Source organism: Sphingomonas sp. PP-CE-3A-406 (assembly GCF_003688625.1).
Lineage (GTDB): Bacteria > Pseudomonadota > Alphaproteobacteria > Sphingomonadales > Sphingomonadaceae > Sphingomonas.
This window is the reverse complement of sequence record NZ_RCWY01000002.1, coordinates 539,837-564,097: the sequence shown is the minus strand read 5'-3', so window position 1 is coordinate 564,097 and position 24,261 is coordinate 539,837. Positions and strand designations below refer to the sequence as shown.

Below are 24,261 nucleotides of genomic sequence, written 5' to 3'. Positions count from 1 at the left end.
TTCTAGCGACCCTGTAGTTTGGCCAGGATGCTCATCGACTGTTCCGACCCCGACTGGGGAACGATTTCCCCGACACGGTCGATGATCGCGTCCCAGTGCGCGGCGACCCCTTCGACCGACAGATCGTCACCGGTCAGCAGTTTGCCCTGCGTCAGCGTCACGTACGCCGCCTGAAACACACCCGCGCCGGCGCCGACTATCATGTTGGTGGGCGCATCCTCCGACACCAGGAACACCGCGGCGGGGGCGACCTTGTCGGGAGAGAAGGCCTTGAACGCTTCCTCGGGGAAAATGTCCTGCGTCATCCGCGTGCCCGCGGTCGGGGCGATCGTGTTGAGCTTGATGTTGTTCTTCGCGCCCTCGATCGCGAGCGTCTTGGTAAGGCCGGCAAGACCTAGCTTGGCGGCGCCGTAGTTGGCCTGCCCGAAATTGCCGAACAGACCGGTCGACGACGCGGTCATCAGGATGCGGCCGTAATTCTGGCTGCGCATCGTGTCCCACACCGCCTTGGTGGCGTTGGCCGAGCCGTTGAGGTGGACGTCGACGACGAACTTGAAGTCGGCTGGCTCCATCTTGGCGAAGCTCTTGTCGCGCAGCACGCCGGCGTTGTTGATGAGGATGTGGACGCCGCCCCATTTCTCGGAGGCACGCGCGACCATCTCGATCATCTGGTCGTAGTCGGTGACGCTGCCGCCGTTCGACATCGCCTCGCCGCCGGCCGCTTCGATTTCCTGGACGACCTTCAGTGCGGCGTCGGAATGGCCGGTACCGTCGCGCGAGGCGCCGAGATCGTTGACGACCACCTTGGCGCCGCGCCGCGCGAGTTCTAGCGCATATTCCCGGCCAAGGCCGCCGCCTGCACCGGTAACGATCGCGACTCGATTTTCAAAGCTGATAGACATGGAAAAGGCGCCCCTCTCTTATAGTTGGAGCGCCTTTCCTAGAACGTAAAGCCAGCTAGGCAAGCGGCAGGATCACCCGCCGCTTGCCGCCGGACTTACTTGCCGCCGCGGTTGCGGCAGCCGTCCTTGACCGTCTTCGAGCAGACCGGATAGTCGGCCGGTGCGGGCGTCGGAGGCGTCACGGTCGGCTGACCGAAGACGATTTTGCCTGCACCTGCTGGCGGTGCGGGGGGCGCCATCGGTGCGGCCGGCGGCGCGGCGGCATCGGCGGGTGCTGCCGCTGCCGGATCGGCAGGTGCCGGTGCCGCCTGGTCGGCGGGTGCGGCCTGCGCTGCGGGATCGGCGGGTGCCGTCTGCGCTGCGGGATCGGCCGGAGCCGTCTGGGCGATCACGGGCGTCGCGAGAAGAGCGGCGGCGGCGAGAAGAATGGACTTCATACGAATCTCCTAAATGGGTGCACCATTTTGGTAGCGCGACGGTTGAACGCACTAAGTCGCGCTTGGGTCCTTCGTTTCGCAACCGATTCCATTCGGCCCGCCGCTAGACCCATATCGGGACAGCGGTTCAGCCGCCCGTGTCGAGCGAATAGCCCGCCGAACGAACGGTGCGGATGATGTCCGGACGCTCGCCGACGTTGATCGCTTTCCGCAACCGCCGGATGTGCACGTCGACCGTGCGGCTCTCGATATCCGAATCATGGCCCCAGACCGCATCGAGCAGCCGTTCGCGCGAGAACACCCAGCCCGGATGCTCAAGGAAATGCTTAAGCAGACGAAACTCGGTCGGTCCGAGCGACACGACTTCGCCCGAGCGACGGACCTTGTGGCCGACCGTGTCCATCTCGATGTCGGCATAGCTGAGCGCTTCGCCGGCGAGGGCAGGGCGGACGCGGCGCAGCACCGCCCCGACGCGCGCGACCAGTTCGCGCGGCGAGAAGGGCTTGGTCACGTAATCGTCGGCGCCGGTCTCCAGCCCCCGCACGCGATCCTCTTCCTCACCACGCGCGGTGAGCATGATGATCGGCACGTTCTGCGTCTCGGGCGCGCGACGCAGGCGACGACACACCTCGATCCCCGACAGCCCCTCGACCATCCAGTCGAGCAGGACGATGTCGGGCACCTTCTCCTTGGCGAGCAACAAGGCTTCCTCGCCATCGGGGGTATGCGCGATCTCGAAATCCTCGCGCTTGAAATGCCAGACCAGCAATTCGGCGAGGGCGGCGTCGTCCTCGACCAACAGCATCTTTGCGCGCGCCATTATGCCTGCTCCTTCTTTATGCCGCGTTCGCGATCGACCATCTGCGTGCCGGTCGCGGCGAAATAGACCATCTCGGCGACGTTGGTCGCGTGATCGCCGATCCGCTCAAGGTTCTTGGCGACGAACAGCAGATGCGCGACCTGGCCGATCGTCCTGGGGTTCTCGACCATGTAGGTGACGAGCGTGCGAAATATGCTGTCGTAGAAATCGTCTAGCGCATTGTCGCATTCGACGACGCGGACGGCTTCCTCGGGGTCGCGCGCGGCAAACGCGTCGAGCACGTCGTGAACCATCTCGCTCGCCATCCGACCCATCGCGGGCAGGATCGAGATCGGCTCGATCCGGTGCTCGCTCTCGATCATCGGCACGCGCTTGGCGATATTCTTGGCGTAATCGCCGATCCGCTCGACGACGCCCGCGATCTTCAGCGCGGCGACCACCTCGCGAAGATCGACCGCCATCGGTGCGCGCAGGGCGATGATCCGCACCGCGAGCCGCTCGACCTCCGCCTCGATGACGTCGATCTGCTTGTCGGCGACGCGGACCTGTTCGGCGAGCGCGAGGTCGTTGCGTTGCAGCGCCTGCATCGCCTTGTCGATCGCGTCCTCGGCGAGCCCGCCCATCTGCGAGATCAACCCGCGGAGCTCGCCGATGTCGTTGTCGAAGGCCTTGACCGTATGCGTGTTCATGGTCGTTTCCCCACTCAGCCGTAGCGGCCGGTGATGTAATCCTTGGTCCGCTCTTCGCGGGGATTGGTGAAGATGTCCGAGGTGTTGCCGTATTCGACCAGCGTGCCGAGGTGGAAGAACGCGGTCTTCTGGCTGACGCGCGCGGCCTGCTGCATGTTGTGCGTGACGATCACCATGGCGTAGCGTCCGCGCAGTTCGTGGATCAGCTCCTCGATCTTGGCGGTCGCGATCGGATCGAGTGCCGAGCACGGCTCGTCCATCAGGATGACCTCGGGATCGACCGCGATCGCACGTGCGATGCACAGTCGCTGCTGCTGGCCGCCCGACAGCGCGGTGCCGCTGTCCGAGAGGCGATCCTTGACCTCGTCCCACAGGCCGGCGCGTCGCAGCGACTTCTCGACGATCCGGTCGAGATCGGCCTTGGCGCCCGCCAGCCCATGGATGCGCGGGCCATACGCGACGTTCTCGTAGATCGATTTCGGGAACGGGTTGGGCTTCTGGAACACCATGCCGACGCGGGCACGGAGCTGCACCACGTCCATGTCGGGCGAATAGATATCCTGGCCATCGAGCTTGATCTCGCCGGTGACGCGCGCGCTCGCGACGGTGTCGTTCATGCGGTTGAGCGTGCGCAGGAAGGTCGACTTGCCGCAGCCCGACGGGCCGATGAACGCGACCACCTCGTCCTGGTCGACGTCGATCGAGACGTCGTTGATCGCGATCTTGCTGCCATAGGCGACGGAGACGTTGCGCGCCGTCATCTTGAGGACGGGAGGCTTGAAAGGTTTTGGCATCACCAGCGGGTCTCGAATCGGTTGCGGAGGTAGATCGCGACGCCGTTCATCGCGAGCAGGAACACGAGCAGGACGATGATCGCGGCGGAGGTCTTCTCGACGAAGCCGCGGCTGACCTGATCGGACCAGAGGAAGATCTGGACGGGCAGCACGGTCGCGGGATCGCTTAGCCCGGACGGCGGGGCTGCAATGAACGCGCGCATGCCGATCATCAGCAGCGGCGCGGTCTCGCCCAGCGCACGTGCCATGCCGATGATCGTGCCGGTGAGGATACCGGGCAAAGCGAGCGGCAGGACGTGGTGGAAGACGACCTGCACCGGCGATGCGCCGATACCGAGCGCGGCGTCGCGGATCGATGGGGGGACGGCCTTGATCGCGTTGCGCCCGGCGATGACGATCACGGGCATCGTCATCAGCGCGAGCGTGAGGCCGCCGACGATCGGTGCCGAACGCGGCATCCCGAACGTGCCGAGGAACACGGCCAACCCGAGCAGGCCGAAGATGATCGACGGCACCGCGGCGAGGTTGTTGATCGACACCTCGATCAGGTCGGTCCAACGGTTCTTCGGCGCATATTCCTCGAGGTACAGTGCGGACAGCACGCCGATCGGGAACGCCAGCAGCAACGTGACGATCATCGTCAACAGCGACCCCTTGAACGCCCCCCAGATCCCGACACGGGTGGCATCGGTCGAGTCCGCCGAGGTGAGGAAGCCCGCGTTGAACCCGCGGGTCAGCGCCCCGCTCGCCTTCAGCCGCGCGACGACCGCTTCGGCGTCGCGCGTGCCGTTGCCCTTGGCGGCGACGTCGATCGGGCTGGAGACGGGGACTTCGAACACGCTCTTGCGCTGGAGCAGCGACGGGTCGGCCTTGATCGCATCGCGCACCACCGCCCAGGCGCCGTCGGAGAGAAGGTCGGTGCCGTCCTTGCCGAACGCCTTGGTCGCGGCAAGGTCGACGGTGCCTTCCAGCCCTGCACCGGCTAGCGCGAGATCGGCACCGCGGCCGACGAGGCGCGCGGGCTCGATCGGCAGCTTGGCGGCGGCGAGATCGACCGGGAGCGACACGCGCGTCTCGACGAACCCGCTCGCGCCCTGCATCACCATCGTGATCAGCAGGTAGGCGAGGAACGCGGCGGACAGCCACACCGCGGCGAGCCCGGCAAAGCGAAAACGACGCTCGGATGCATAGCGGCGGCGAATGCGCGATTGCATCGCCTGCGTCGTCCAGTCGGTCGGCACGCGGCGCACCGGCTCCGCATTGGTCACCGGAATCTGGGGCACGAGCGTGTCACTCATAGGCTTCGCGGTACCGTTTGACGACGCGCAGCGCGACGATGTTGAGAAGGAGCGTGACCACGAACAGCGTCAGGCCCAGCGCGAACGCGGCGAGCGTCTTGGGGCTGTCGAACTCGGCCTCGCCGGTCAGCAGATCGACGATCTGCTTGGTGACTGTGGTCGTGCTGGCGAACGGGTTGAGCGTCAGCGTCGCGACGCCGGACGCGGCCATGACGACGATCATCGTCTCGCCGATCGCGCGCGACACGGCGAGCAGCACGCCGCCGACCACACCGGGTAGCGCGGCCGGGAGCAGCACGCGGCGGATCGTCTCGGACGAGGTCGCGCCCATCGCGAGGCTGCCGTCACGCATCGACGAGGGGACCGCGGCGATCGAATCGTCCGCCATCGACGACACGAACGGGATGATCATGATGCCCATCACGAGGCCCGCAGCGAGCGCGCTCTCCGACGACGCCCGGCTGATCCCGACCGATACGGCGAGGTCACGCACCGCGGGCGCGACGGTCAGCGCGGCGAAATAGCCGTAGACGACGGTCGGCACGCCCGCGAGCACCTCGAGGATCGGCTTCATCCATTTGCGCGTGTTGGGCGCGGCATATTGCGTGAGGTAGATCGCGCTCATCAGACCGAACGGAATCGCGACGATCATCGCGATCACCGCGCCGATGAAGAACGTCCCCCAGAACAACGGCACCGCACCGAGCGACGCGCCCGGATCGCGGCCGTCGATGACCTGCGGGCTCCAGTGCGTGCCGAACAGGAAATCGGTGATCGGCACGACCGAGAAGAACCGCGCGGACTCGTACAGCAGCGACGCGACGATGCCGACCGTGGTCAGGATCGCGATCAGCGACGCGCCGAGCAGCATCAGCATCACCACCCGCTCGATCTGCGTCCGCGCGCCGAACCCGGGCTTCACGCGGGTGAAGGCGAACGCGCCGCCGGCGAAGGCGAGCAGCAGCGCGGCGGCTGTGGCGATCCAGTCGTAGCGCGATTGCGCCGCGGCGTAGGACGGGGCGAGCGTGCGGGCGAGCCCGTGGAACGCGCCGAAGCTACGGCCCTCCGCGAGGCTGCGCGCTTCGGACAGGATCGAGGCGCGGTCGAAGCCCGGCGGGGGGAGCTGGATCGCGGCTGGCGTGGCGAGCACAGCATCGGTGACGAGCGCGGGCGCAGTCATCGACCAGACGACAAGAAAGACGAGTGGCGGGATCGCGGTCCACAACGCGACGTACCAGCCGTGATGCGACGGCAGCGAACTGAACCGCACGGTGCTGCCGGCACGGAAGCGCGTGGCGCGGACGCGCGCGGTTAGCCAGCCGATGAGGCCGATGCCTAGGACCAGGAAGAGGAGGGCGATGGGGGACATCAGGCGTGTCCTCCGAATGCTGCTACTCTGGCATTCACCCGATGTAGCACCGGGGGGGACTCCCCCCCGGCGAAGGCCGGGGTCCAATTGGAAAGGTCGGGGTAACGGGGCACTGTACTCACCAGTGCAACGGTCCCCAATTGGGCCCCGGCCTTCGCCGGGGTGGTTGCCCTGTTGAGTGATATTGCCGCCGCCAAATCCCCGTTCCCCCGCGGACGCGGGGGGCCAGCTAAGTTCCGGTGGCGCGCTTGGCTCCTGGGCCCCCGCGTTCGCGAGGGAACTAGGAGGGGCGTGCGATTATGTGGGCCAAACATCACGACAACACCGCCGGATCCAGCACGGTCTCGTTCGCAATAATCGCCGCCGACCGCGCCTGGATCGCTGCCGGCGATGCAATCAACCCCCGCTTCACCAACGGCCCCGTCGCCCCCCAGTTCGCCGCATACAGCTTCAACAAGTTCCGCAGTCCCGGGATCGCGGTCAGATGCGCCTTCTTCACGTAGATATACAGTGGCCGAGACCCTGGATAACGATTGTCCGCGATCGTCGCATAGGTCGGCGCCACACCCGAGATCGAAACCCCGTTCACGTCGTCCTTGTTCTCTTCGAGATAGCTGTACCCGAACACGCCGATCGCATTCGGATTCGACTGCAGTTTCTGGACGATCAGATTGTCGTTCTCGCCCGCATCGACATACACCCCGTCCTCGCGCACCCGCGTACACAGCGCCTTGTGCGCCTCGGCATCCGACTTCGCGAGCGCCTTGGCCGAAGGATCGCTCGCCTCGCACCCCTTGGTCAGGATCAGCTCCGCCAGCGCATCGCGCGTGCCACTCGTCGCCGGCGGGCCATAAACCTGGATCGGCACAGCCGGCAGCGCAGGATTGACGTCGCGCCACACCCGAGCGGTATTCACCTTGCCCCCCGGATTGGCGGCAAGCGCCTTGTAGAGATCGGTCGGCGTCAGCTGCATCTTCGGGCCGTTCTTCGCCTCGGCAAAGGCGATGCCGTCGATCCCGACTTGGATCTCGATCACGTCGCGGACGCCGTTCTTCGCGCAGGTCGCGTATTCGCTCGCCTTCATCCGCCGCGACGCGTCCTCGATATCGGGATGCGCTGCGCCGACGCCTGCGCAGAACAGCTTCATCCCCGCCCCGGTCCCGGTCGATTCGATCACCGGCGCCTTCGCATCGGGATCGTTCGCGACGAGCTGCTCGGCGATCATCGTCGTGAACGGATAGACGGTCGACGATCCGACCGCGGTGATCTGGTCGCGCGAACCCGCCCCGCCGCCGTTCGCCTGATCGACGCACGCGGCCAGAGCACCCAACACCCCAAGTAGAACGAACCGCTGCACCAGAATTCCCGTCATGCACCGGCCTTAGCGGTACTTAAGACGATCCTGTGTGACAGTTGGGTTACCCTTTTATGACAGCGCCTTTGGCAGCCCCGCCGCTCGGGGGCAGGATGACCGAAACGACCGTCCCGACACCGACCTGACTGGCGATATCGAGCCGTCCGCGGTGCCGCTCGACGATGTGCTTGACGATCGCCAGACCTAGACCCGTACCGCCCAGGGACCGGCTGCGCCCCGCGTCCGCGCGATAGAAGCGCTCGGTCAGCCGCGGGATGTGCACCGCGGCGATCCCGTCGCCCTCGTCGCGGATCGACAGGCGGATCATGTTCAGATCGTCGCGTTTCAGATCGATCGAGACCGGCGTTCCCGCGCGACCGTATTTCATCGCATTTCCGATCAGGTTGTGGAGCATCTGCGACAGCTGGGCCTTGTCGCCGGATACCGGTGCGAGGCGGGGATCGATCGTCGCGACCAGATCCAGCCCGCGATCGCCCGCGGCATCGACGACCTCGGCGCAGACGTCGGTGACCAATTGCGCGAGGTTGACCGCCTGGTCGGGCAGGCGGAACTTCTCCGCCTCGATCCGGCTCAACGAAATCAAATCCTCGACCAGCCGCTGCATCCGCCGTGCCTCGTCGTCCATCACCTTGAGGAAGCGCGCGCGGACCTCGGCATCCTCGCCCGCCTCGTCGCGCAACGTCTCGATGAAGCCGAGGATCGACGCGAGCGGCGTGCGGAGTTCGTGGCTGGCATTGGCGACGAAATCGATTCGCATCCGTTCCGCGGCGTAGTTGCCGGTCTGGTCGACGAGGTGGACGATCCGCTGGCCGTCCGACGCCTCGCCGAGCCGCATCTCCCAGCGCTGGTCACGCGTCCCGAGCCCAACGAGTTCGATCGGCCGCTCGCCGTCGATCGGCCCCGGCGTCCCGAGGCGCTCGGCGGCGGCGGGGTGGCGGATCGCGACGCGCGCATCCTCGCCGAGAATGTGCGCGCCGAGCAGCGTCCGCGCCGCGCTGTTGGCCAGCGTGACCCGCCCGTCTTGGACCAGCATCACCGGCGCGACGATCGCGTCGAGCACTTCGTCCATCACCGAGGGCACGGCGGACAGGGTATCGTCCGGGGCGGGCGCTTCGTCCCCCGTCCCGGCGGCCACCAGCGCGGCGGCGACGCCACCGACCACCGCGACGATCGCGCCCTGGATGTCGCGCGTGATAACGAACACCGCGACCGAGGCGACGATGACGACGACGATCGCCCAGAAGGTACGCAGGCCAAATCCGGAAAGCATGGTGATCTCCAAGGCGCGCGGACGGGGCGCGCACCCGTCCTAGTTCGGTACGATCGGTGCGGCTATATTGTCAGCGCTTCAGGATTGTGAAAGGGCTTGGGAATAACAGGGGCATCATGAGCGACGATACGCGACCAGAGCAGGATCCGGCCATGATCCCGGAGCACCGCGAGGACGGCGTGCCGACGCGTCGCCGAGTCCTGGCGCTCGGCGCGGTGACCGCGGGTGCGGTCGTGTCGATCCGGCCCGCGCTCGCGCAGACCGCCGGTTCAGTGCTTAACTGCGAAATCCCGGTGCCCGATCCGGGCCGCGCCGGCAGCTATATCGATGCGAACGGCAGTGTCGTTCCGGCGCGGACGAAGGGCGCATTCCCCTCGTCACCGCGGCCGTTCAAGGGCGAAGAGGTCAAGCGATCGATGGCGACCGGCAGGAGCCTGCCCGGGACCGATTCCGAGCGTAGCCGTGCGTATGTGAATTATATCCGCCGGTTGCAGCGCGGCCAGGGCGGCTTCACCTGCTTTGCGTCGTTGCAGATGCCGCGCGCCTGAGACCGTGAACGACGCGGTCTATCGAGCGCCGCCGACCGACGGAGTGCTAATCGCGCCGCTCGACGAATTCACCGCTGTCTATCACCGCGCGTCGGGGATCACGCATCTGCTGACCGAACCCGCACCCCAGATCATTGCGGTACTGGGCGAGAGCGGACTGACTCTGGGCGCGTTGCTCGATCGGCTCGCGGAGGACTACGAGCTCTCCGACGGGACGCGCGAGGCGTTGGCGGCGCGACTTGAGGAATTGGTCGAAGCCGGACTGGTCGAGGCGGCGTGAGGCACGCATTTGCCGTGCGCATCGGCCCGATCGGCTTCCGCATCGGCTCCGACTGGCGGTCTCCGATCGCGCAACTCGAGACGCTGTATCGCGACTACCCAAAACCGAACGACGGCGTGCCGGACTTTACCGTGCGCCTTTTCGCGCGCCGACCCTGGCGGCGGCTCATCCGCCCCTCGGTCGAGATCGGCGGCGACTACATGCTGCCTGAAGCGGCGCCGTTGCCGTTGCGGCAGGGTCTGCTCGCGGCCGAGATGGCGATGAACCTGCAGATGGCGCTCGGCGCGCGGCGATATCTGCTGCTCCACGCATCGGCGGTCGAGCGCGACGGGCGCGCGCTGTTGATGACGGGGATTTCGGGGGCGGGGAAGTCGACGCTGGCGACGCTGCTCGCGGCAAAGGGCTGGCGGTTCATGGGGGACGAGTTCGCGCTGCTCGATCCGGCGACCGGGCTGGTCCACGCGTTTCCGCGTCTCATAAGCCTGAAGAACGAAGCGATCGCCGCGGCCGAGGCGGCATGGCCCGACGCACGGATGGGGCCGCTGATGCCGGCAACGCCGAAGGGCGACATCCGCCATATGGTTCCGGATGCAGGCGCGATCGCGGCGATGGACGTTCCAGCGCGCCCGGCGTTGCTGGTATTCCCTCGCTACGGATTCGAGGCGGAGACGCGACCGGTGCCGCCGGCCGAGGCGTTCGTGCGGATAACGCAGGCGTCGACCAATTACGTGGCGCTAGGCGAGGCCGGGTTCCGCGCGCTGACCGGTCTGATCGCGGGGGTCCCCTCGGTCGCGATCGACTATCCGGACGGGTCAAGCGCGATCGAGCAGGTCGAGGCGCTGTGGGCCGCACTGTGACCGATGCCCGCATGCTCGCGCGCGCGCTCGCCGATCCGGCCAGCGTCGTTGAGCTCGATGCGGATGGCTGGACCGCGTTGCTGGCGATGGCGCGCGCGGAGCAGTTGATCGGGACGCTAGCGATCCGCCTCGACGGGTTGCCGATGCCGGGCGCGGTGAAGACGATCCTGGCGGACGCGCGCGCCTCCGCCGAGCAGGGCCGCCGCGTCGCGCTCTGGGAAGCGGAGATGGCGCGGCGGGCGCTCGCCGCGGTCGATTGCCCGGTCGTGCTGTTGAAGGGAACCGCGTTCGTTGCGGCGGGACTGTCGGCGGGGCAGGGGCGGTCGATCGGCGATCTCGACATTCTGGTGCCGCGCGAGTCGCTCGATACGGTCGAGGCGGCGTTGCTCGCGGCGGGCTGGGAATGGGTGAAGCCCGATCCGTATGACGACGTCTATTATCGGCGCTGGATGCACGAACTCCCGCCGCTGATCCACCGCGAGCGCGACCGGATGATCGACGTGCACCACACGATCCTGCCGCTCACCGCGCGGGTCACGCCAGATGCGTCGGCGCTGATCGCGGGCAGCGTGGCGCTGGAGAACGGGCTGCGCACGCTGTCGCCGAACGGGATGATCGTCCACGCCGCGGCGCATCTGTTCGCGGACGGCGATTTGGCCGGCGGCTTGCGCAACCTGTGGGACATCCGGTGCCTGGTCGACGAGTTCGGGACCGATGGACTCGATGCGGATGCGCGACGGCACAGCCTGCACGAACAGGTGGCGCGGTCGCTACGGCTGGTCGGTGCGCTGTTCGGCGCCGGCAACTCGCGCGGTGTCGATCGCCTCTACGTCCGTCGGCTTACCGCTCGCGACGGCTGGGGCAGACCGACGCGCCCACTAACCCGCCTCGCCTTCTACGTCCGCTCGCACTGGCTGCGGATGCCGCCGGCAATGCTCGCACGGCATCTCTGGACCAAGTTCCGCAAGGCTTAGCGCACCGGACTTACGGCAATCGCGCACCACGCTGCCGCCGTACCGACCAGACGATCAGCAGCACGACCGTGATCGCCAGCGTATCCGCGATCCAGTCGTGGATGTCGCAATCGCGGTGCAGCGACGGAATCGACTGCAGCACCTCGATCAGTGCGCCCAGAAACGAGAACCGCTCGCCGATCCGCGACAGCTTGGCGGTCGGATACGCGAACGCCGCCAGCAGCGACATCGTCGCGAACGCGAGCATATGCTCGAACTTGTCGCCGAACTGGTCGATCGGCATGTGCGGCGGCTTGGGCAGCAGCGCCATCGTCACCGCGAACACGATCGCCAAGACCAGCGCGATGCGGAGAAACAACGGCCGGTTCATGCGCCGAGCCTTTCGAGCGTCGGCAGCAATTCGGCATAGCCGTCGATCACCGCGTCGGCGCCGAGTTCCGCGACCGGCTGCATCAGGAAGCCGAAGCTGCACGCGATCGTCGGCAGCCCCGCCGCCTGTCCCGCCTGGATATCGAAGATCGAATCGCCGACGAATGCGGCGCGTCCTCCGCCGCTCCCGCTTTCCTGACAAAGTCGGACCATTTCAAGGATGGGCATCGGCGATGGCTTCGATTCGGCCAGTGTATCGCCGCCGAGGATGCACGCGAACCGATCGGTCAGGCCGAGCTGGTCGAGCACGGTCCGCGCGAACCGTTCGATCTTGTTGGTGACGATCCCCAGCGTCACGCCGTTCGCCGCCAGCGCATCGAGCGCGTCGATGACCCCCGGGTACGGCTTGGTCAGCACGCAGATGTTCGCCTCGTAATAGGCGAGCAGCTTGGCATGCAGCGTGTCGAGCATCGCCTCGTCATAGCCGCCGGTCGCGGTCAGGCCCTGCTTGAGCATATGCCGCGCGCCGCCACCGATCATCGGCTTGACCTGCTCGACGCTCAATTCCGGGCGACCGGCCGTAATCAGCGCGTGGTTGACCGCGGCGGCCAGATCGCCGCTGGTATCGAGAAGCGTACCGTCGAGGTCGAACCCGACGATATCGAAAGAAAAATACGTCATTGCAGCTACGCCTGCCAGCGGCGCTATGGAATTGGCAAGGCTTTCGTGGCAGCGATCCTTCCATGATGACGCATTCCAACGACCAACCGTTTTCGGCGCCTTCCCCCGCACATCCGATTGCGGTCGTTATTCTTGCTGCTGGCAAGGGCACGCGGATGAAATCGGACCTGCACAAGGTCCTCCACCCGATCGCCGGGCGGCCGATGCTGTTGCATCTGGTCGCAAGCGCGGCCGCGCTGCATCCGGCAAAGACCGTCGTGGTGACCGGCGCAGGGCGCGAGCAGGTCGAGGCGGCGGTCGCACCGCTCGGCATCGCCACCGCGCTCCAGGCGGAGCAGCTCGGCACCGGCCATGCGGTTGCGCAGGCTCGCGACGCACTGGCGGGGTTCGAGGGCGACGTCCTGATCCTCTACGGCGACGTTCCACTCGTCACCGCAGCGACGATGCAGCGGATGATCGACCGGTTGCACGGCGACGACACGCCCGCCGTCGTCGTGCTCGGCTTCCGTCCTGCGAATCCCGGCGCCTATGGTCGCGTCATCGCCGACGCTGCGGGCCGGATGGACCGGATCGTCGAGTATAAGGACGCGTCGGAGGCGGAACGCGCGGTGACGCTTTGCAATTCCGGGCTGATGGCGGTGCGCTCGGCCGACCTGTTCGCGCTGCTCGACCGGCTCGGCAACGACAATGCCGCAGGCGAATATTACCTCACCGATATCGTCGAGCTTGCCGCCGCCGCCGGCCGCTCGTCCGCGGTCATCGAAACCGGCGCGGACGAGGTCGCGGGCGTCAACAGCCGCGGTGAACTCGCCGGTGTCGAAGGCGCCTGGCAGGCGACGCGGCGCGCGCAGGCGATGGCCGACGGCGCGACATTGATCGCGCCCGACACCGTCTGGTTCTCACACGACACGCAACTCGGCCGCGACGTCGTGATCGAACCCAACGTCGTCTTCGGCCCCGGCGCGCGCATCGAAGACGGCGCGACGATCCATGCGTTCAGCCATATCGAGGGCGCAACCGTCGGCAAGGGCGCCAACGTCGGCCCGTTCGCGCGCCTCCGCCCCGGCGCGGACCTGCGTGCGGACGCCAAGGTCGGCAATTTCGTCGAGATCAAGAAGGCGATCATCGGCGAGGGCGCGAAGGTCAGCCACCTGACCTATATCGGCGACGCGGACATCGGCGCAGGCGCGAACATCGGCGCCGGCACGATCACCTGCAACTATGACGGCTATTTCAAATACCGCACGGTCGTCGGCGAGGGCGCGTTCATCGGCTCGAATTCCGCGCTGGTCGCGCCGGTCACGATCGGCGCAGGCGCGATCGTCGCCGCGGGATCGGTCGTGACGCAAGACGTCGAGAACGACGCGCTGGCGCTGGTCCGCCCACCGCAGATTTCGAAGCAAGGCTGGGCAGCGCGCTTTCGCGAGAAGATGATCGCACGCAAGGCTGCTCGATGAAGTTCGCAAGCGAAATCCTGTTTCCCCGGAGTATGATCTGATGTGCGGCATCGTTGGAATTTTGAGCGGCGAAGACGTCGCGGGCCGGTTGCTCGACGGGCTGAAGCGGCTCGAATATCGCGGCTATGATTCGGCGGGTATCGCCACCGACAATGACGGCGCGATCGAGCGGCGTCGGGCGTCGGGCAAGCTCGTCAATCTGGCGAACGAACTCGCCGCGCATCCGCTGCCCGGCAAGACTGGGATCGCGCATACCCGCTGGGCGACGCATGGCGGCCCGACCACCAACAACGCGCATCCGCACGCGACCGGCGAAGTCGCGGTGGTCCACAACGGCATCATCGAGAACTTCAAGCCGCTCCGCGACGAACTGATCGCGCGCGGCCGCACGTTCACCAGCGAGACGGACACCGAAGTCGTCGCGCATCTGATCAGCGAGAAGGTCGAGGCGGGGATGGACCCCGTGTCGGCCGTCCGCGAGATCCTGCCGCGCCTGCACGGAGCGTTCGCGCTCGCCATCCTGTTCCGCCAGCATCCCGACCTGCTGATCGGCGCCCGCCTCGGCTCGCCACTGGTCGTCGGGCACGGCGAGGGCGAGATGTACCTCGGCTCGGACGCGCTCGCGCTCGCCCCGCTGACGCAGCGGATCGCGTATCTCGACGAGGGGGATTGGGTCGTGCTGACGCGCGATGGCGCGCAGGTCTACGACCGCGAGAACACGCCGGTCGAGCGCGCGATCACGCTGTCCGGGATCACCGGCGAGGTGATCTCGAAGGGCAACCACAAGCATTACATGCTCAAGGAGATCTACGAGCAGCCGATCGTCGTCGCGCAGACGCTCCGATCGTACCTCAAGCGGATGGAAGGCGAGGTCTCGCTGCCGATCCCCGAGTTCGACCTGTCCACGATCAAGCGCGTGACGATCGTCGCGTGCGGCACGAGCTTCTACGCCGGCATGGTCGCCAAATACTGGTTCGAACAGTTCGCGCGCGTGCCGGTCGACCTCGATGTCGCGTCGGAGTTCCGCTACCGCGCGCCGGTGATGGAAGACGGCGGCCTCGCGCTCTTCATCTCGCAGTCGGGCGAGACCGCCGACACGCTCGCAGCACTGCGCCACGCCAAGGCCGAGGGCCAGAAGATCGCGGTTGTCGTCAACGTCCCGACCAGCTCGATGGCGCGCGAGGCGGACCTGTTGCTGCCGACGCATGCGGGCCCCGAGATCGGCGTGGCCTCGACCAAGGCGTTCACCTGCCAGCTCGCCGTGCTCGCCGCACTCGCCGCGAACCTGGCGCGCGCGAAGGGCTTGCTGACGAGGGACCAGGAACGCGAGATCGTCCGCCACCTCGCCGAGGCGCCCGCCGCGCTCAACGGCGCGCTCGCGTATGACGAGGCGATCGAGGCGATGGCGCATAACATCGCCGGCGCGCGCGACGTGCTGTATCTCGGCCGCGGGACGGATTACCCGCTGGCGCTCGAAGGCGCGCTGAAGCTGAAGGAAATCAGCTACATCCACGCCGAGGGCTATGCTGCCGGCGAGATGAAGCACGGCCCGATCGCGCTGATCGACGAACATGTACCCGTCATCGTCATCGCCCCGTCGGGGCCGTTGTTCGACAAGACCGTCAGCAACATGCAGGAAGTCATGGCACGCGGCGGCAAGGTCGTGCTGATCTCGGATTACGACGGCATCCAGGCCGCCGGCGAAGGCTGCATGGCGACCATCACCATGCCCAAGGTCCACCCACTGATCGCGCCGCTGGTGTATGCGGTGCCCGTGCAGTTGCTGGCGTATCACGTCGCGGTGCTGAAGGGCACGGATGTCGACCAGCCGCGGAATCTGGCGAAGAGCGTGACGGTCGAATAACGCGCCGTATCTCCACCCATTACACCACCCCGGCGAAGGCCGGGGCCCAATTGGGGGACGGAGGTAACTGAGGCGCGCTCCTCCGTTACAGCGACCTTTCCAATTGCGCCCCGGCCTTCGCCGGGGTGGTGCGTATGGTAGGCGGTGAACGCCGATTTCTTTCCGCCGCGCGCATCCCTCGATTGACTAAGATTGTGCGCCGCGTCACAGCTCGCGGCGTCGATGTCGGGCAACCGGCATGGCACCGCGCGGGAGAGCGTTTCCGGTCCTTTGAGGGCCAAAGGAACCGCCGAAGGAGCAACCACCCCGGAATCTCTCAGGCACCAGAGACCGCGCGGGGCTGATCGACACTCTGGAAAGCGTCCTGACGTAAGTCGAGGGCCACCGAAGGGGTAAGCGCTGGACATATCCGGCGCGAAAGCTCTCAGGTCCCGTGACAGAGGGGGTTTGGATCGCTGCACCACAGGGTGCCGCGCGCCCCTTCGACGGAGACGACCATGAGCGATTACGCCAGCATCATCGACCAGGCCGACGATTACGTCGAGCCCGAGATCCTGCCATTGCCGCTCGACGCGTGGCACCGCGCCCACGGCGCGCGGATGGTCGAGTTCGCCGGCTACGAGATGCCGATCCAGTATGAAGGCATCATGGCCGAGCACGCCTGGACGCGCGACTCGGCCGGCCTGTTCGACGTCAGCCACATGGGCCAGCTCGTCTTCTCCGGCGAAGGCGTCGCGCACGCGCTCGAAACCGTCCTCCCGGGCGATATCGCGGGCCTGGGCGAAGGCAAGATGCGCTATTCTCTGCTGCTCGCGCAGGACGGCGGCATCCTCGACGACCTGATGGCCACGCGCCTCCCCGACGACCAGCCGTCGCCGTTCTCCGCAGCCGACGTCGAGCCCGAGGCGTACGACCCGCTCCACCCGTCGCCGACCGCCAGCGGCAGCTTCTACGTCGTCGTCAACGGCGCGACCAAGTATGACGACATCAGTTACCTGATCGAGCATCTGCCCGACGACGTTACGATCAACATCCTCGAAGACCAGGCGCTGCTCGCGGTGCAGGGCCCCAAGGCGGTCGAAGCAGTCGCGCGGATCGTCCCCGGTATCGACGGTCTCGTGTTCATGACCGCCGGCGCGTTCCACTGGAACGACGTCCCGCTCTGGATCAGCCGCTCGGGCTACACCGGCGAAGACGGCGTCGAGATTTCGCTCCCCGCCGAGCACGCCGTCGCGTTCGCCGATGCGCTGCTCGCGCTCCCCGAGATCAAGCCGATTGGCCTCGGTGCACGCGACTCGCTGCGTCTCGAAGCCGGCCTGCCGCTCTACGGTCACGACCTCGATCCCGAGATTACGCCGGTCATGGCCGACCTCGGTTTCGCGCTGTCGAAGCGCCGCCGCGAAGCCGCCGACTTTCCCGGTGCCGAGCGTATCCTCACCCAGCGCGAGCATGGCCCCGCGACCAAGCGCGTCGGCCTGATCGTCGAGGGCCGCCAGCCCGCCCGCGAAGGTGCCGAAGTGATCGACGACACCGGCGCGACCATCGGCCGCCTGACCAGCGGCGGTTTCGCACCCACCCTCGGGAAGCCGATCGCGATGGCCTATGTGCCGCTCGCGCTCGCCGCCCCCGGCACCCGCATCGAGATCGCGCAACGCGGCAAGGTCCACACCGCCACCGTCACCGCGATGCCCTTCATTCCCCACCGCTACGTCCGCGCAGGAGCCAAGTGATATGAGCCGTTACTTCACGCAGGATCATGAATGGGTCGATGTCGACGGCGACATCGGCACCGTCGGTATCTCCGAATACGCGCAGAGCCAGCTCGGCGATGTCGTGTTCGTCGACGTTCCCGAAGCCGGCAAGACGCTGAGCAAGGGCGACGAAGCCGCGGTCGTCGAGTCGGTCAAGGCCGCGTCGGACGTGTACTCGCCGGTCTCGGGCACCGTCACGGAGGGCAACGCCGCTTTGACCGACGATTCCAGCTTGGTGAACTCTGACGCCGAAGCCGCGGGCTGGTTCTTCAAGCTGACGCTCAGCGACCCGAGCGAACTCGACAGCCTGATGGATGAAGCCGCCTACGCGACGTTCGTCGAGAAGCTCTGATCCCAAAATAAACCGTCATCCCAGCGAAAGCTGGGATCTCCCTCCACGGGGCCGACACCAGCGTTTCTCCCGCGGATTGAGACCCCAGCTTTCGCTGGGGTGACGTTCTAAAGGAACGTCATGCGCTACCTTCCCCTGACCAAGCCCGACCGCGCGGAAATGCTCGCCGTCATCGGCGCCGCGACGATCGACGACCTGTTCGTCGACGTGCCCGAAGCCGCCCGCCTCGACGGCCCGGTCCGCGACCTGCCGATGCACGCCTCCGAAATGGCGGTCGAACGCCACATGTCGGCGCTCGCCAAGAAGAACCTCACCGCCGGCGAAGCGCCGTTCTTCCTCGGCTGCGGCGCGTACAAGCATCATGTTCCCGCCTCGGTCGACCACCTGATCCAGCGCGGCGAGTTCCTCACCGCCTACACGCCGTACCAGCCCGAAATCGCGCAGGGCACGCTGCAGATGCTGTTCGAGTTCCAGACGCAGGTCGCACGGCTGCTCGGCACCGACGTCGCCAACGCCTCGATGTACGACGGCTCGACCGCGTGCTGGGAGGCGATCGTGATGGCGCGTCGCATCACCAAGCGGAGCAGGGCGATCCTCTCATCGGGCCTCCACCCGCATTACGTCTCGGTCGCGAACACGATGGCGAAGTTCACCGGCGACGTCCTCGACACGACCGCGCCCGAGCTGGTCGCCGACATGGACCTCGACCAGCTGATCGCGAAGATCGACGACGATACGTCGTGCGTCGTTGTCCAGTACCCCGACATCCTCGGCCGCATCGCCGACCTGCGCCCGCTCGCGGATGCGTGCCACGCGAAGAAGGCGTTGCTGATCGCGGTCGTCACCGAGCCGGTCGCGCTCGGCGCGATCACCTCGCCGGGCGAGATGGACGCGGACATCGTCGTCGGCGAAGGCCAGTCGCTCGGCGTCGGCCTGCAGTTCGGCGGACCTTATGTCGGCCTGTTCGGCTGCAAGGACAAATACGTCCGCCAGATGCCAGGCCGTCTCTGCGGCGAGACCGTGGACGCCGACGGCCGCCGCGGGTTCGTCCTCACGCTGTCGACCCGCGAGCAGCATATCCGCCGCGAGAAGGCGACGTCGAACATCTGCACGAACTCCGGCCTGTGCGCGCTGGCGTTCTCGATCCACATGACGCTGCTCGGTGAAGCCGGCCTGCGCCAGTTGGCCGAGATCAACCACGCGGGGGCGGTCGCGGCCGCCGAGCGCCTCTCGCAGATCCCCGGTGTCGAACTCGTCAACGACAGCTTCTTCAACGAGTTCACGTTGAAGCTGCCCGTCGAAGCCCGCCCCGTCGTTCGCACGCTCGCCGACCGCGGCATCCTCGCCGGCGTATCGCTGGGGCGTCTTTACCCCGGCCAGGACGCCCTCGCGAACGGCCTCGTCGTCGCCGTGACGGAAACGACCACCGCGGAGGACGTCGAAACGCTTGCGTCCGCACTCCAGGAGATACTGGCATGAGCATCAACCAGAGCGGCTGGCGCCCGACCTCGCCCGAGGCGAACACGGGCAACGTCCCCGCATCGGTAACCGGCAACAAGGCGCTGATGCTGGAAGAAGCCCTGATCTTCGAGATCGGCGACACGCACACCACCGGCGTAGATTTCGCTGCTCCCTCTCCCCGCCGGGGAGAGGGCTGGGGTGAGGGGCAGCCCAGCAATGCTGCGCCCGGTACGACCCCTCACCCAACCCTCTCCCCGGAGGGGAGAGGGCTATCGCGCCTCGGCAACCTGTCGCGCACCGCACCGATAGGCCTCCCAGGTCTCTCCGAGCCGGAAACCGTCCGCCACTACACCCGCCTCTCGCGCCAGAACTACGGCATCGACCTCGGCTTCTTCCCGCTCGGCAGTTGCACCATGAAGCACAACCCGCGCCTCAACGAGAAGATGGCGCGGCTCCCCGGCTTCTCCGACGTCCACCCGCTCCAGCCCGTCGACACGGTGCAGGGCGCACTCGAAGTCATCCACCAACTCGCGCACTGGCTCGTCACGCTCACCGGCATGACCTCGGTCGCGATGAGCCCCAAGGCGGGCGCGCACGGCGAACTCTGCGGCATCCTAGCGATCCGCGCCGCACTCGAAGCCAAGGGCGAAGGCGCGCGGAAGATCATCCTCGTCCCCGAGAGCGCACACGGCACCAACCCCGCCACCGCCGCGTTCGCCGGCTATAGCGTCGAGGACATCCCCGCCACCGCCGAAGGCCGCGTCGACACCGCCGCACTAAAGGCCCGACTCGGCCCCGACGTCGCCGGCGTGATGATCACCAACCCCAACACCTGCGGCCTGTTCGAGCGCGACATGCGCGAGATTTCCGATGCGGTGCACGCGGCGGGCGGCTTCGTCTATTGCGACGGCGCGAACTTCAACGCGATCGTCGGCCGCGTCCGGCCGGGCGATCTCGGCATCGACGCGATGCACATCAACCTGCACAAGACCTTCTCGACGCCCCACGGCGGCGGCGGCCCAGGCTCGGGCCCGGTGGTGTTCTCGGAGGCTTTGACCCCCTACGCACCGCTCCCGTTCGTCGAGAACCAGGACGGCCAGTTCGTCCTGGTCGAGGAGGAAACCGCAGGCGAGCATCACGCGGGCAGCTTCGGCCGCATGGTCGCGTTTCACGGCCAGATGGGCATGTTCACGCGCGCGCTCACCTACATCCTCAGCCACGGCGCGGACGGCCTGCGCCAGGTGTCCGAGGATGCGGTGCTCAACGCGAACTACATCCTGCGCAGCCTCGACGACACGCTCGACGCACCGTTCGGCCCCTCGGGTCCGTGCATGCACGAGGCGTTGTTCTCGGACTCCGGCCTCGCCGCCGGCTTCTCGACGATCGACATCGCCAAGGGCCTGATCGACGAGGGCTTTCACCCGATGACGATGTATTTCCCGCTCGTCGTGCACGGTGCGATGCTGGTCGAGCCGACCGAGACCGAATCGAAAGCGGCACTCGACCAGTTCATCGCCGCGCTCCGCTCGGTCGCCGAACGCGCGAAAGCCGGCGACCCAAGCCTAAAGACAGCGCCGCACTTCGCCCCCCGCGCGCGCCTCGACGAGACGCTCGCGGCGCGCAAACCGGTGCTGGTCTGGAAGGACCCGGCCCCGCTGGCGCAAGCCGCGGAGTAAACCTCGCGGTTCTCCTGCGAACGCAGGAGCCCAAGGTTACGAACGCTGCGTGCCGTAACCCTGGATTCCTGCATACGCAGGAAAACGGATTGCCCAGAACACCGCAACCGATCTAGCCTCCACCCCAATAGGGGTGGGGGCCAAGATCGATGCAGGCGCACGAAGCACAAGGCTGGATCAGCTACGCGATCACCGCGGTCGTCATCGGCATAGTCTTCGCGGTCCGCTGGCGCCGCATGAGTATCGTAAAGCCGCTCAAGCTCGAACGCCTCTGGATCTTCCCCGCGCTCTATGCCGCGGTCACGCTCTACATGTTCGCGATGTACCCGCCGCACGGCCTCGCCTGGCTGTTCTGCGTGCTGGCTCTGGTGATGGGCGCTGCGCTCGGCTGGCAACGCGGCAAGCTCATGCGGATCACGATCGATCCCGACAGCCACGCACTCAACACGACATCGTCCCCGGCGGCGGTCCTGTTCATCGTCGCGATCGTCGCAGTCCGCACCGGCGCGCGCGCCGTGATCGGCGACGGCCACGCCCTCCACCTCGACGCCTTCGCCATCACCGACATGCTGGTCGCGCTCGCGCTCGGCCTGTTCACCACCCAACGCATCGAAATGTACCTCCGCGCCAAGCGGATGCTCGAAACGGCGCGCGTCCCGTCATCCTGAAGAAAGTCAGGATCCAGGATACCACCACACCGCTTGTGGCTCTGGGTCCTGACTTTCGTCAGGATGACGGGCAGCATCAGGATGAAGGGTGCGGTGGGATGCGCACCCGCAACTCACACGTGACGAACCCCCGCGCACCCGCTATCCGCACCCCATGATAAAGCGCGCACTCCCCGTCACCCGCGAGGCGGATTTCTCCGCCTGGTACCAGGCCGTCATCTCCGAGGCCGATCTCGCCGAGGAATCCGGCGTCCGCGGCTGCATGGTCATCCGCCCCTGGGGCTACGGCATCTGGGAGCGCATCCAGCGCCTGCTCGACGACCGGATCAAGGCGACCGGCCACGAGAATTGCTATTTCCCGCTGTTCATCCCGCTCTCCTACTTCGAGAAGGAGGCGGAGCACGTCGACGGCTTCGCCAAGGAAATGGCTGTGGTCACCCACCACCGGCTGAAAGCCGACGGCTATGGCCGCCTGATACCCGATCCCGACGCCAAGCTCGAGGAGCCGCTGGTCGTGCGCCCGACCTCCGAAATGGTCATCGGCGCCGCCTTCGCGCGCTGGGTCCAGTCGTGGCGCGACCTGCCGGTGCTGATCAACCAATGGGCCAACGTCGTCCGTTGGGAAATGCGCACCCGCATGTTCCTGCGCACCAGCGAGTTCCTCTGGCAGGAAGGCCACACCGCGCACGCCACCGCGGACGAGGCACGCGACGAGACGCTGAAGATGCTCGAAGTCTATCGCGACTTCGCGGAGGAATGCCTCGGCGTCCACGTCATCGCCGGCGAAAAGCCGGAGAACGAGCGCTTCCCCGGCGCGGTCGCGACCTATTCGATCGAGGCGATGATGCAGGACGGCAAGGCGCTCCAGGCGGGCACCTCGCATTTCCTCGGCACCAATTTCGCGTCGGCGCAGAACATCCGCTTTCAGAATGCGGGCGGCGAGTTCGAGCTGTGCAACACCACCAGCTGGGGCGTGTCGACGCGGATGATCGGTGCGGTCATCATGGTCCACGGCGACGACGACGGCCTGCGCGTGCCGCCGATGATCGCACCGTGGCAGGTCGTGATCGTGCCGATGCTGCGCGACCAGCCCGAGGACGCGGCGATCGTCGACTATTGCAAATCGCTCCAGGCGGACCTCGCCAAGCAGTCCGCGCTCGGCGAACCGGTCCGCGCGCTGCTCGATCTCAAGCCCGCCAAGGCCGCGACCAAGCGCTGGGGCTGGGTCAAGAAGGGCGCCCCGATCGTGATCGAGGTCGGCGGACGCGACATGGCCGGGGGCAACGTCTCCGTCATCCGCCGCGACCGCCTCTACCGCGAGGACGGCAAGCTCGACAGCGTCGCAACGCCGCGCGACGCGTTCGTTGGCGACGTCTCGGGGATGCTGCACGACATCCAGGCGACGCTCCACGTCGAGTCGATGAACCGCGTGAAGGGCAACATCGTCCCCGCCGACGACTTCGCCGCAGTCGAAGCGCATTTCGCCGACGGCGTGAAGAACCCCGGCTGGGTCGACGTCCGCTGGTCGAAGCCGACCGGCGCGGCGCTCGACAAGGTCGTCGAGCGGTTGAAGGCGCTAAAGCTCACGATCCGCAACGCGCCGATGGGGCAGACCGGGTGTGACGACGGCGCCTGCATCTTTACCGGCGAACCCGCGGTCGAGCGCATTCTGATCGGCCGCGCCTACTAAGCGCGCGACCGGCTACGGCCGAAGGCAGGTCCAGGGGCTCGCCCGAAGTAAGGGGGGGTGCCGAAACGGCCCGGATACCCAGTGCTACGCAGCAACCGAAACGGACCGGTCTGTCGGCTGCGTCGCGGTACTTCGTCTGGTATCGTCGCATCGGCTTTGGGCGGTGCGACCTTTGGGGGCAGGCATGGGCGTGACGGGGATCGGCGGCTTCTTCTTCCGGGCAAAGAACCCGGAAGCGATCCGCGCCTGGTATGTCGAGCATCTCGGCGTCGGCTCGGTGCCGTATGGATCGTGGGAGACGCAGGCAGGGCCCAGCGTCTTCGCACCGTTCGCGGTCGACGCCGACTATTTTCCGGCGGATCGCCCTTGGATGCTCAACCTGCGCGTCGACGACCTCGATGGCCTGATAGCGAGCCTTCGTGCGGTAGGAGTCGCGGTGATCACCGATCCCGAATGGGACATGCCTGGTTTCGGTCGCTTCGCGCGTATCCATGATCCGGAAGGCAATCCTATCGAACTGTGGCAACCCGAGGACCCAGAAGGTTGAGGAAGCGCCCCAGTTTGATATGACGATCAGCGGTAGATCGGGATAGGGCGCCTTTGGTCTCGACCTTGCCGACGTGGAGACTTCCCCCCTCCCTGAAAGGGAGGGGCCGGGGGTGGGTTGGCCTGCTTAAGC

General features: G+C 66.8%; 24 protein-coding genes and 1 riboswitch. Of the genes, 13 read left to right on the top strand and 11 right to left on the bottom strand.

Annotated features, from left to right (window positions below):
- Window positions 1-2 precede the first annotated feature (2 nt).
- From C8J44_RS09105 to C8J44_RS09065, 9 genes are all read right to left on the bottom strand, one after another.
- Window positions 3-902, bottom strand: coding sequence for an SDR family NAD(P)-dependent oxidoreductase (locus C8J44_RS09105; protein ID WP_121904242.1), 900 nt, complete (start codon window positions 900-902; stop codon window positions 3-5).
- Between the two features lie 95 nt (window positions 903-997).
- The gene (locus C8J44_RS09100) at window positions 998-1,339 is read right to left on the bottom strand and encodes a hypothetical protein (protein WP_056051466.1); all 342 of its coding nucleotides are present in this window, start codon (window positions 1,337-1,339) and stop codon (window positions 998-1,000) included.
- Window positions 1,340-1,466: 127 nt separating this feature from the next.
- A complete protein-coding gene (gene phoB / locus C8J44_RS09095; RefSeq protein ID WP_055873047.1) occupies window positions 1,467-2,159 on the bottom strand; it encodes a phosphate regulon transcriptional regulator PhoB in 693 nt (230 codons plus the stop codon).
- Complete coding sequence (phoU, locus tag C8J44_RS09090) at window positions 2,159-2,848, bottom strand: phosphate signaling complex protein PhoU (protein WP_056057297.1); 690 nt, start codon at window positions 2,846-2,848, stop codon at window positions 2,159-2,161. Before phoU ends, phoB begins: the two co-directional genes overlap by 1 nt.
- Before the next feature lie 14 nt (window positions 2,849-2,862).
- Entirely contained in the window at window positions 2,863-3,642 is a 780-nt protein-coding gene (gene pstB, locus C8J44_RS09085; RefSeq protein ID WP_056051462.1) for a phosphate ABC transporter ATP-binding protein PstB, read from the bottom strand.
- Window positions 3,642-4,940, bottom strand: coding sequence for a phosphate ABC transporter permease PstA (pstA, locus tag C8J44_RS09080; RefSeq protein ID WP_121904241.1), 1,299 nt, complete (start codon window positions 4,938-4,940; stop codon window positions 3,642-3,644). Before pstA ends, pstB begins: the two co-directional genes overlap by 1 nt.
- Window positions 4,933-6,309, bottom strand: a complete 1,377-nt coding sequence (gene pstC, locus C8J44_RS09075) for a phosphate ABC transporter permease subunit PstC (RefSeq protein ID WP_121904240.1) — start codon at window positions 6,307-6,309, stop codon at window positions 4,933-4,935. The genes pstA and pstC overlap by 8 nt, the downstream gene beginning before the upstream one ends.
- A gap of 313 nt (window positions 6,310-6,622) precedes the next feature.
- Window positions 6,623-7,681 (bottom strand): substrate-binding domain-containing protein, encoded by a 1,059-nt coding sequence (locus C8J44_RS09070; RefSeq protein WP_121904239.1) that lies wholly within the window; start codon window positions 7,679-7,681, stop codon window positions 6,623-6,625.
- Window positions 7,682-7,727: 46 nt separating this feature from the next.
- Entirely contained in the window at window positions 7,728-8,954 is a 1,227-nt protein-coding gene (locus tag C8J44_RS09065) for an ATP-binding protein (RefSeq protein WP_060526632.1), read from the bottom strand.
- A gap of 152 nt (window positions 8,955-9,106) precedes the next feature.
- Here C8J44_RS09065 and C8J44_RS09060 point away from each other — a divergent pair, with 152 nt between their 5' ends.
- From C8J44_RS09060 to C8J44_RS09045, 4 genes are read left to right on the top strand one after another with little or no spacing between them, the layout of a single operon-like run.
- On the top strand, window positions 9,107-9,502 hold the full coding sequence (locus C8J44_RS09060) for a hypothetical protein (RefSeq protein ID WP_121904668.1): 396 nt from the start codon (window positions 9,107-9,109) through the stop codon (window positions 9,500-9,502).
- Between the two features lie 4 nt (window positions 9,503-9,506).
- Window positions 9,507-9,782, top strand: a complete 276-nt coding sequence (locus C8J44_RS09055; RefSeq protein ID WP_121904238.1) for an HPr-rel-A system PqqD family peptide chaperone — start codon at window positions 9,507-9,509, stop codon at window positions 9,780-9,782.
- On the top strand, window positions 9,779-10,639 hold the full coding sequence (locus C8J44_RS09050; RefSeq protein ID WP_121904237.1) for an HprK-related kinase A: 861 nt from the start codon (window positions 9,779-9,781) through the stop codon (window positions 10,637-10,639). Before C8J44_RS09055 ends, C8J44_RS09050 begins: the two co-directional genes overlap by 4 nt.
- Entirely contained in the window at window positions 10,636-11,613 is a 978-nt protein-coding gene (locus tag C8J44_RS09045; protein ID WP_259466787.1) for a nucleotidyltransferase family protein, read from the top strand. Before C8J44_RS09050 ends, C8J44_RS09045 begins: the two co-directional genes overlap by 4 nt.
- Before the next feature lie 10 nt (window positions 11,614-11,623).
- Here C8J44_RS09045 and C8J44_RS09040 read toward each other — a convergent pair whose 3' ends face one another.
- Both C8J44_RS09040 and C8J44_RS09035 read right to left on the bottom strand, forming a co-directional pair.
- Complete coding sequence (locus C8J44_RS09040) at window positions 11,624-11,983, bottom strand: hypothetical protein (protein ID WP_056051447.1); 360 nt, start codon at window positions 11,981-11,983, stop codon at window positions 11,624-11,626.
- A complete protein-coding gene (locus C8J44_RS09035) occupies window positions 11,980-12,663 on the bottom strand; it encodes an HAD family hydrolase (RefSeq protein WP_121904236.1) in 684 nt (227 codons plus the stop codon). Before C8J44_RS09035 ends, C8J44_RS09040 begins: the two co-directional genes overlap by 4 nt.
- Before the next feature lie 65 nt (window positions 12,664-12,728).
- Between C8J44_RS09035 and glmU the strand changes: the two genes are divergently transcribed.
- The 9 genes from glmU to C8J44_RS08990 all read left to right on the top strand — a co-directional run bounded on the left by glmU (window position 12,729) and on the right by C8J44_RS08990 (window position 24,129).
- Window positions 12,729-14,120 carry a bifunctional UDP-N-acetylglucosamine diphosphorylase/glucosamine-1-phosphate N-acetyltransferase GlmU gene (gene glmU / locus C8J44_RS09030; RefSeq protein WP_121904666.1) on the top strand — a complete coding sequence of 464 codons (1,392 nt, stop codon included), beginning with the start codon at window positions 12,729-12,731 and terminating at the stop codon, window positions 14,118-14,120.
- Between the two features lie 40 nt (window positions 14,121-14,160).
- Window positions 14,161-15,984: a glutamine--fructose-6-phosphate transaminase (isomerizing) gene (gene glmS, locus C8J44_RS09025; RefSeq protein WP_121904235.1), complete on the top strand. Its 1,824-nt coding sequence runs from the start codon at window positions 14,161-14,163 to the stop codon at window positions 15,982-15,984.
- Window positions 15,985-16,223: 239 nt separating this feature from the next.
- Window positions 16,224-16,327, top strand: a riboswitch (glycine riboswitch).
- Window positions 16,328-16,481: 154 nt separating this feature from the next.
- A complete protein-coding gene (gcvT, locus tag C8J44_RS09020; protein ID WP_121904234.1) occupies window positions 16,482-17,714 on the top strand; it encodes a glycine cleavage system aminomethyltransferase GcvT in 1,233 nt (410 codons plus the stop codon).
- A 1-nt stretch (window position 17,715) separates the two neighbouring features.
- On the top strand, window positions 17,716-18,087 hold the full coding sequence (gcvH, locus tag C8J44_RS09015; RefSeq protein WP_121904233.1) for a glycine cleavage system protein GcvH: 372 nt from the start codon (window positions 17,716-17,718) through the stop codon (window positions 18,085-18,087).
- Window positions 18,088-18,207: 120 nt separating this feature from the next.
- Window positions 18,208-19,566 (top strand): aminomethyl-transferring glycine dehydrogenase subunit GcvPA, encoded by a 1,359-nt coding sequence (gene gcvPA / locus C8J44_RS09010; protein ID WP_121904232.1) that lies wholly within the window; start codon window positions 18,208-18,210, stop codon window positions 19,564-19,566.
- Window positions 19,563-21,224: an aminomethyl-transferring glycine dehydrogenase subunit GcvPB gene (gene gcvPB, locus C8J44_RS09005; protein WP_121904231.1), complete on the top strand. Its 1,662-nt coding sequence runs from the start codon at window positions 19,563-19,565 to the stop codon at window positions 21,222-21,224. The genes gcvPA and gcvPB overlap by 4 nt, the downstream gene beginning before the upstream one ends.
- A gap of 149 nt (window positions 21,225-21,373) precedes the next feature.
- A complete protein-coding gene (locus tag C8J44_RS09000; protein WP_121904230.1) occupies window positions 21,374-21,892 on the top strand; it encodes a CcdC protein domain-containing protein in 519 nt (172 codons plus the stop codon).
- A 154-nt stretch (window positions 21,893-22,046) separates the two neighbouring features.
- Window positions 22,047-23,582 carry an aminoacyl--tRNA ligase-related protein gene (locus C8J44_RS08995; RefSeq protein ID WP_121904229.1) on the top strand — a complete coding sequence of 512 codons (1,536 nt, stop codon included), beginning with the start codon at window positions 22,047-22,049 and terminating at the stop codon, window positions 23,580-23,582.
- A 184-nt stretch (window positions 23,583-23,766) separates the two neighbouring features.
- Window positions 23,767-24,129, top strand: coding sequence for a VOC family protein (locus C8J44_RS08990; RefSeq protein ID WP_121904228.1), 363 nt, complete (start codon window positions 23,767-23,769; stop codon window positions 24,127-24,129).
- The last annotated feature ends 132 nt before the right edge of the window (window positions 24,130-24,261 follow it).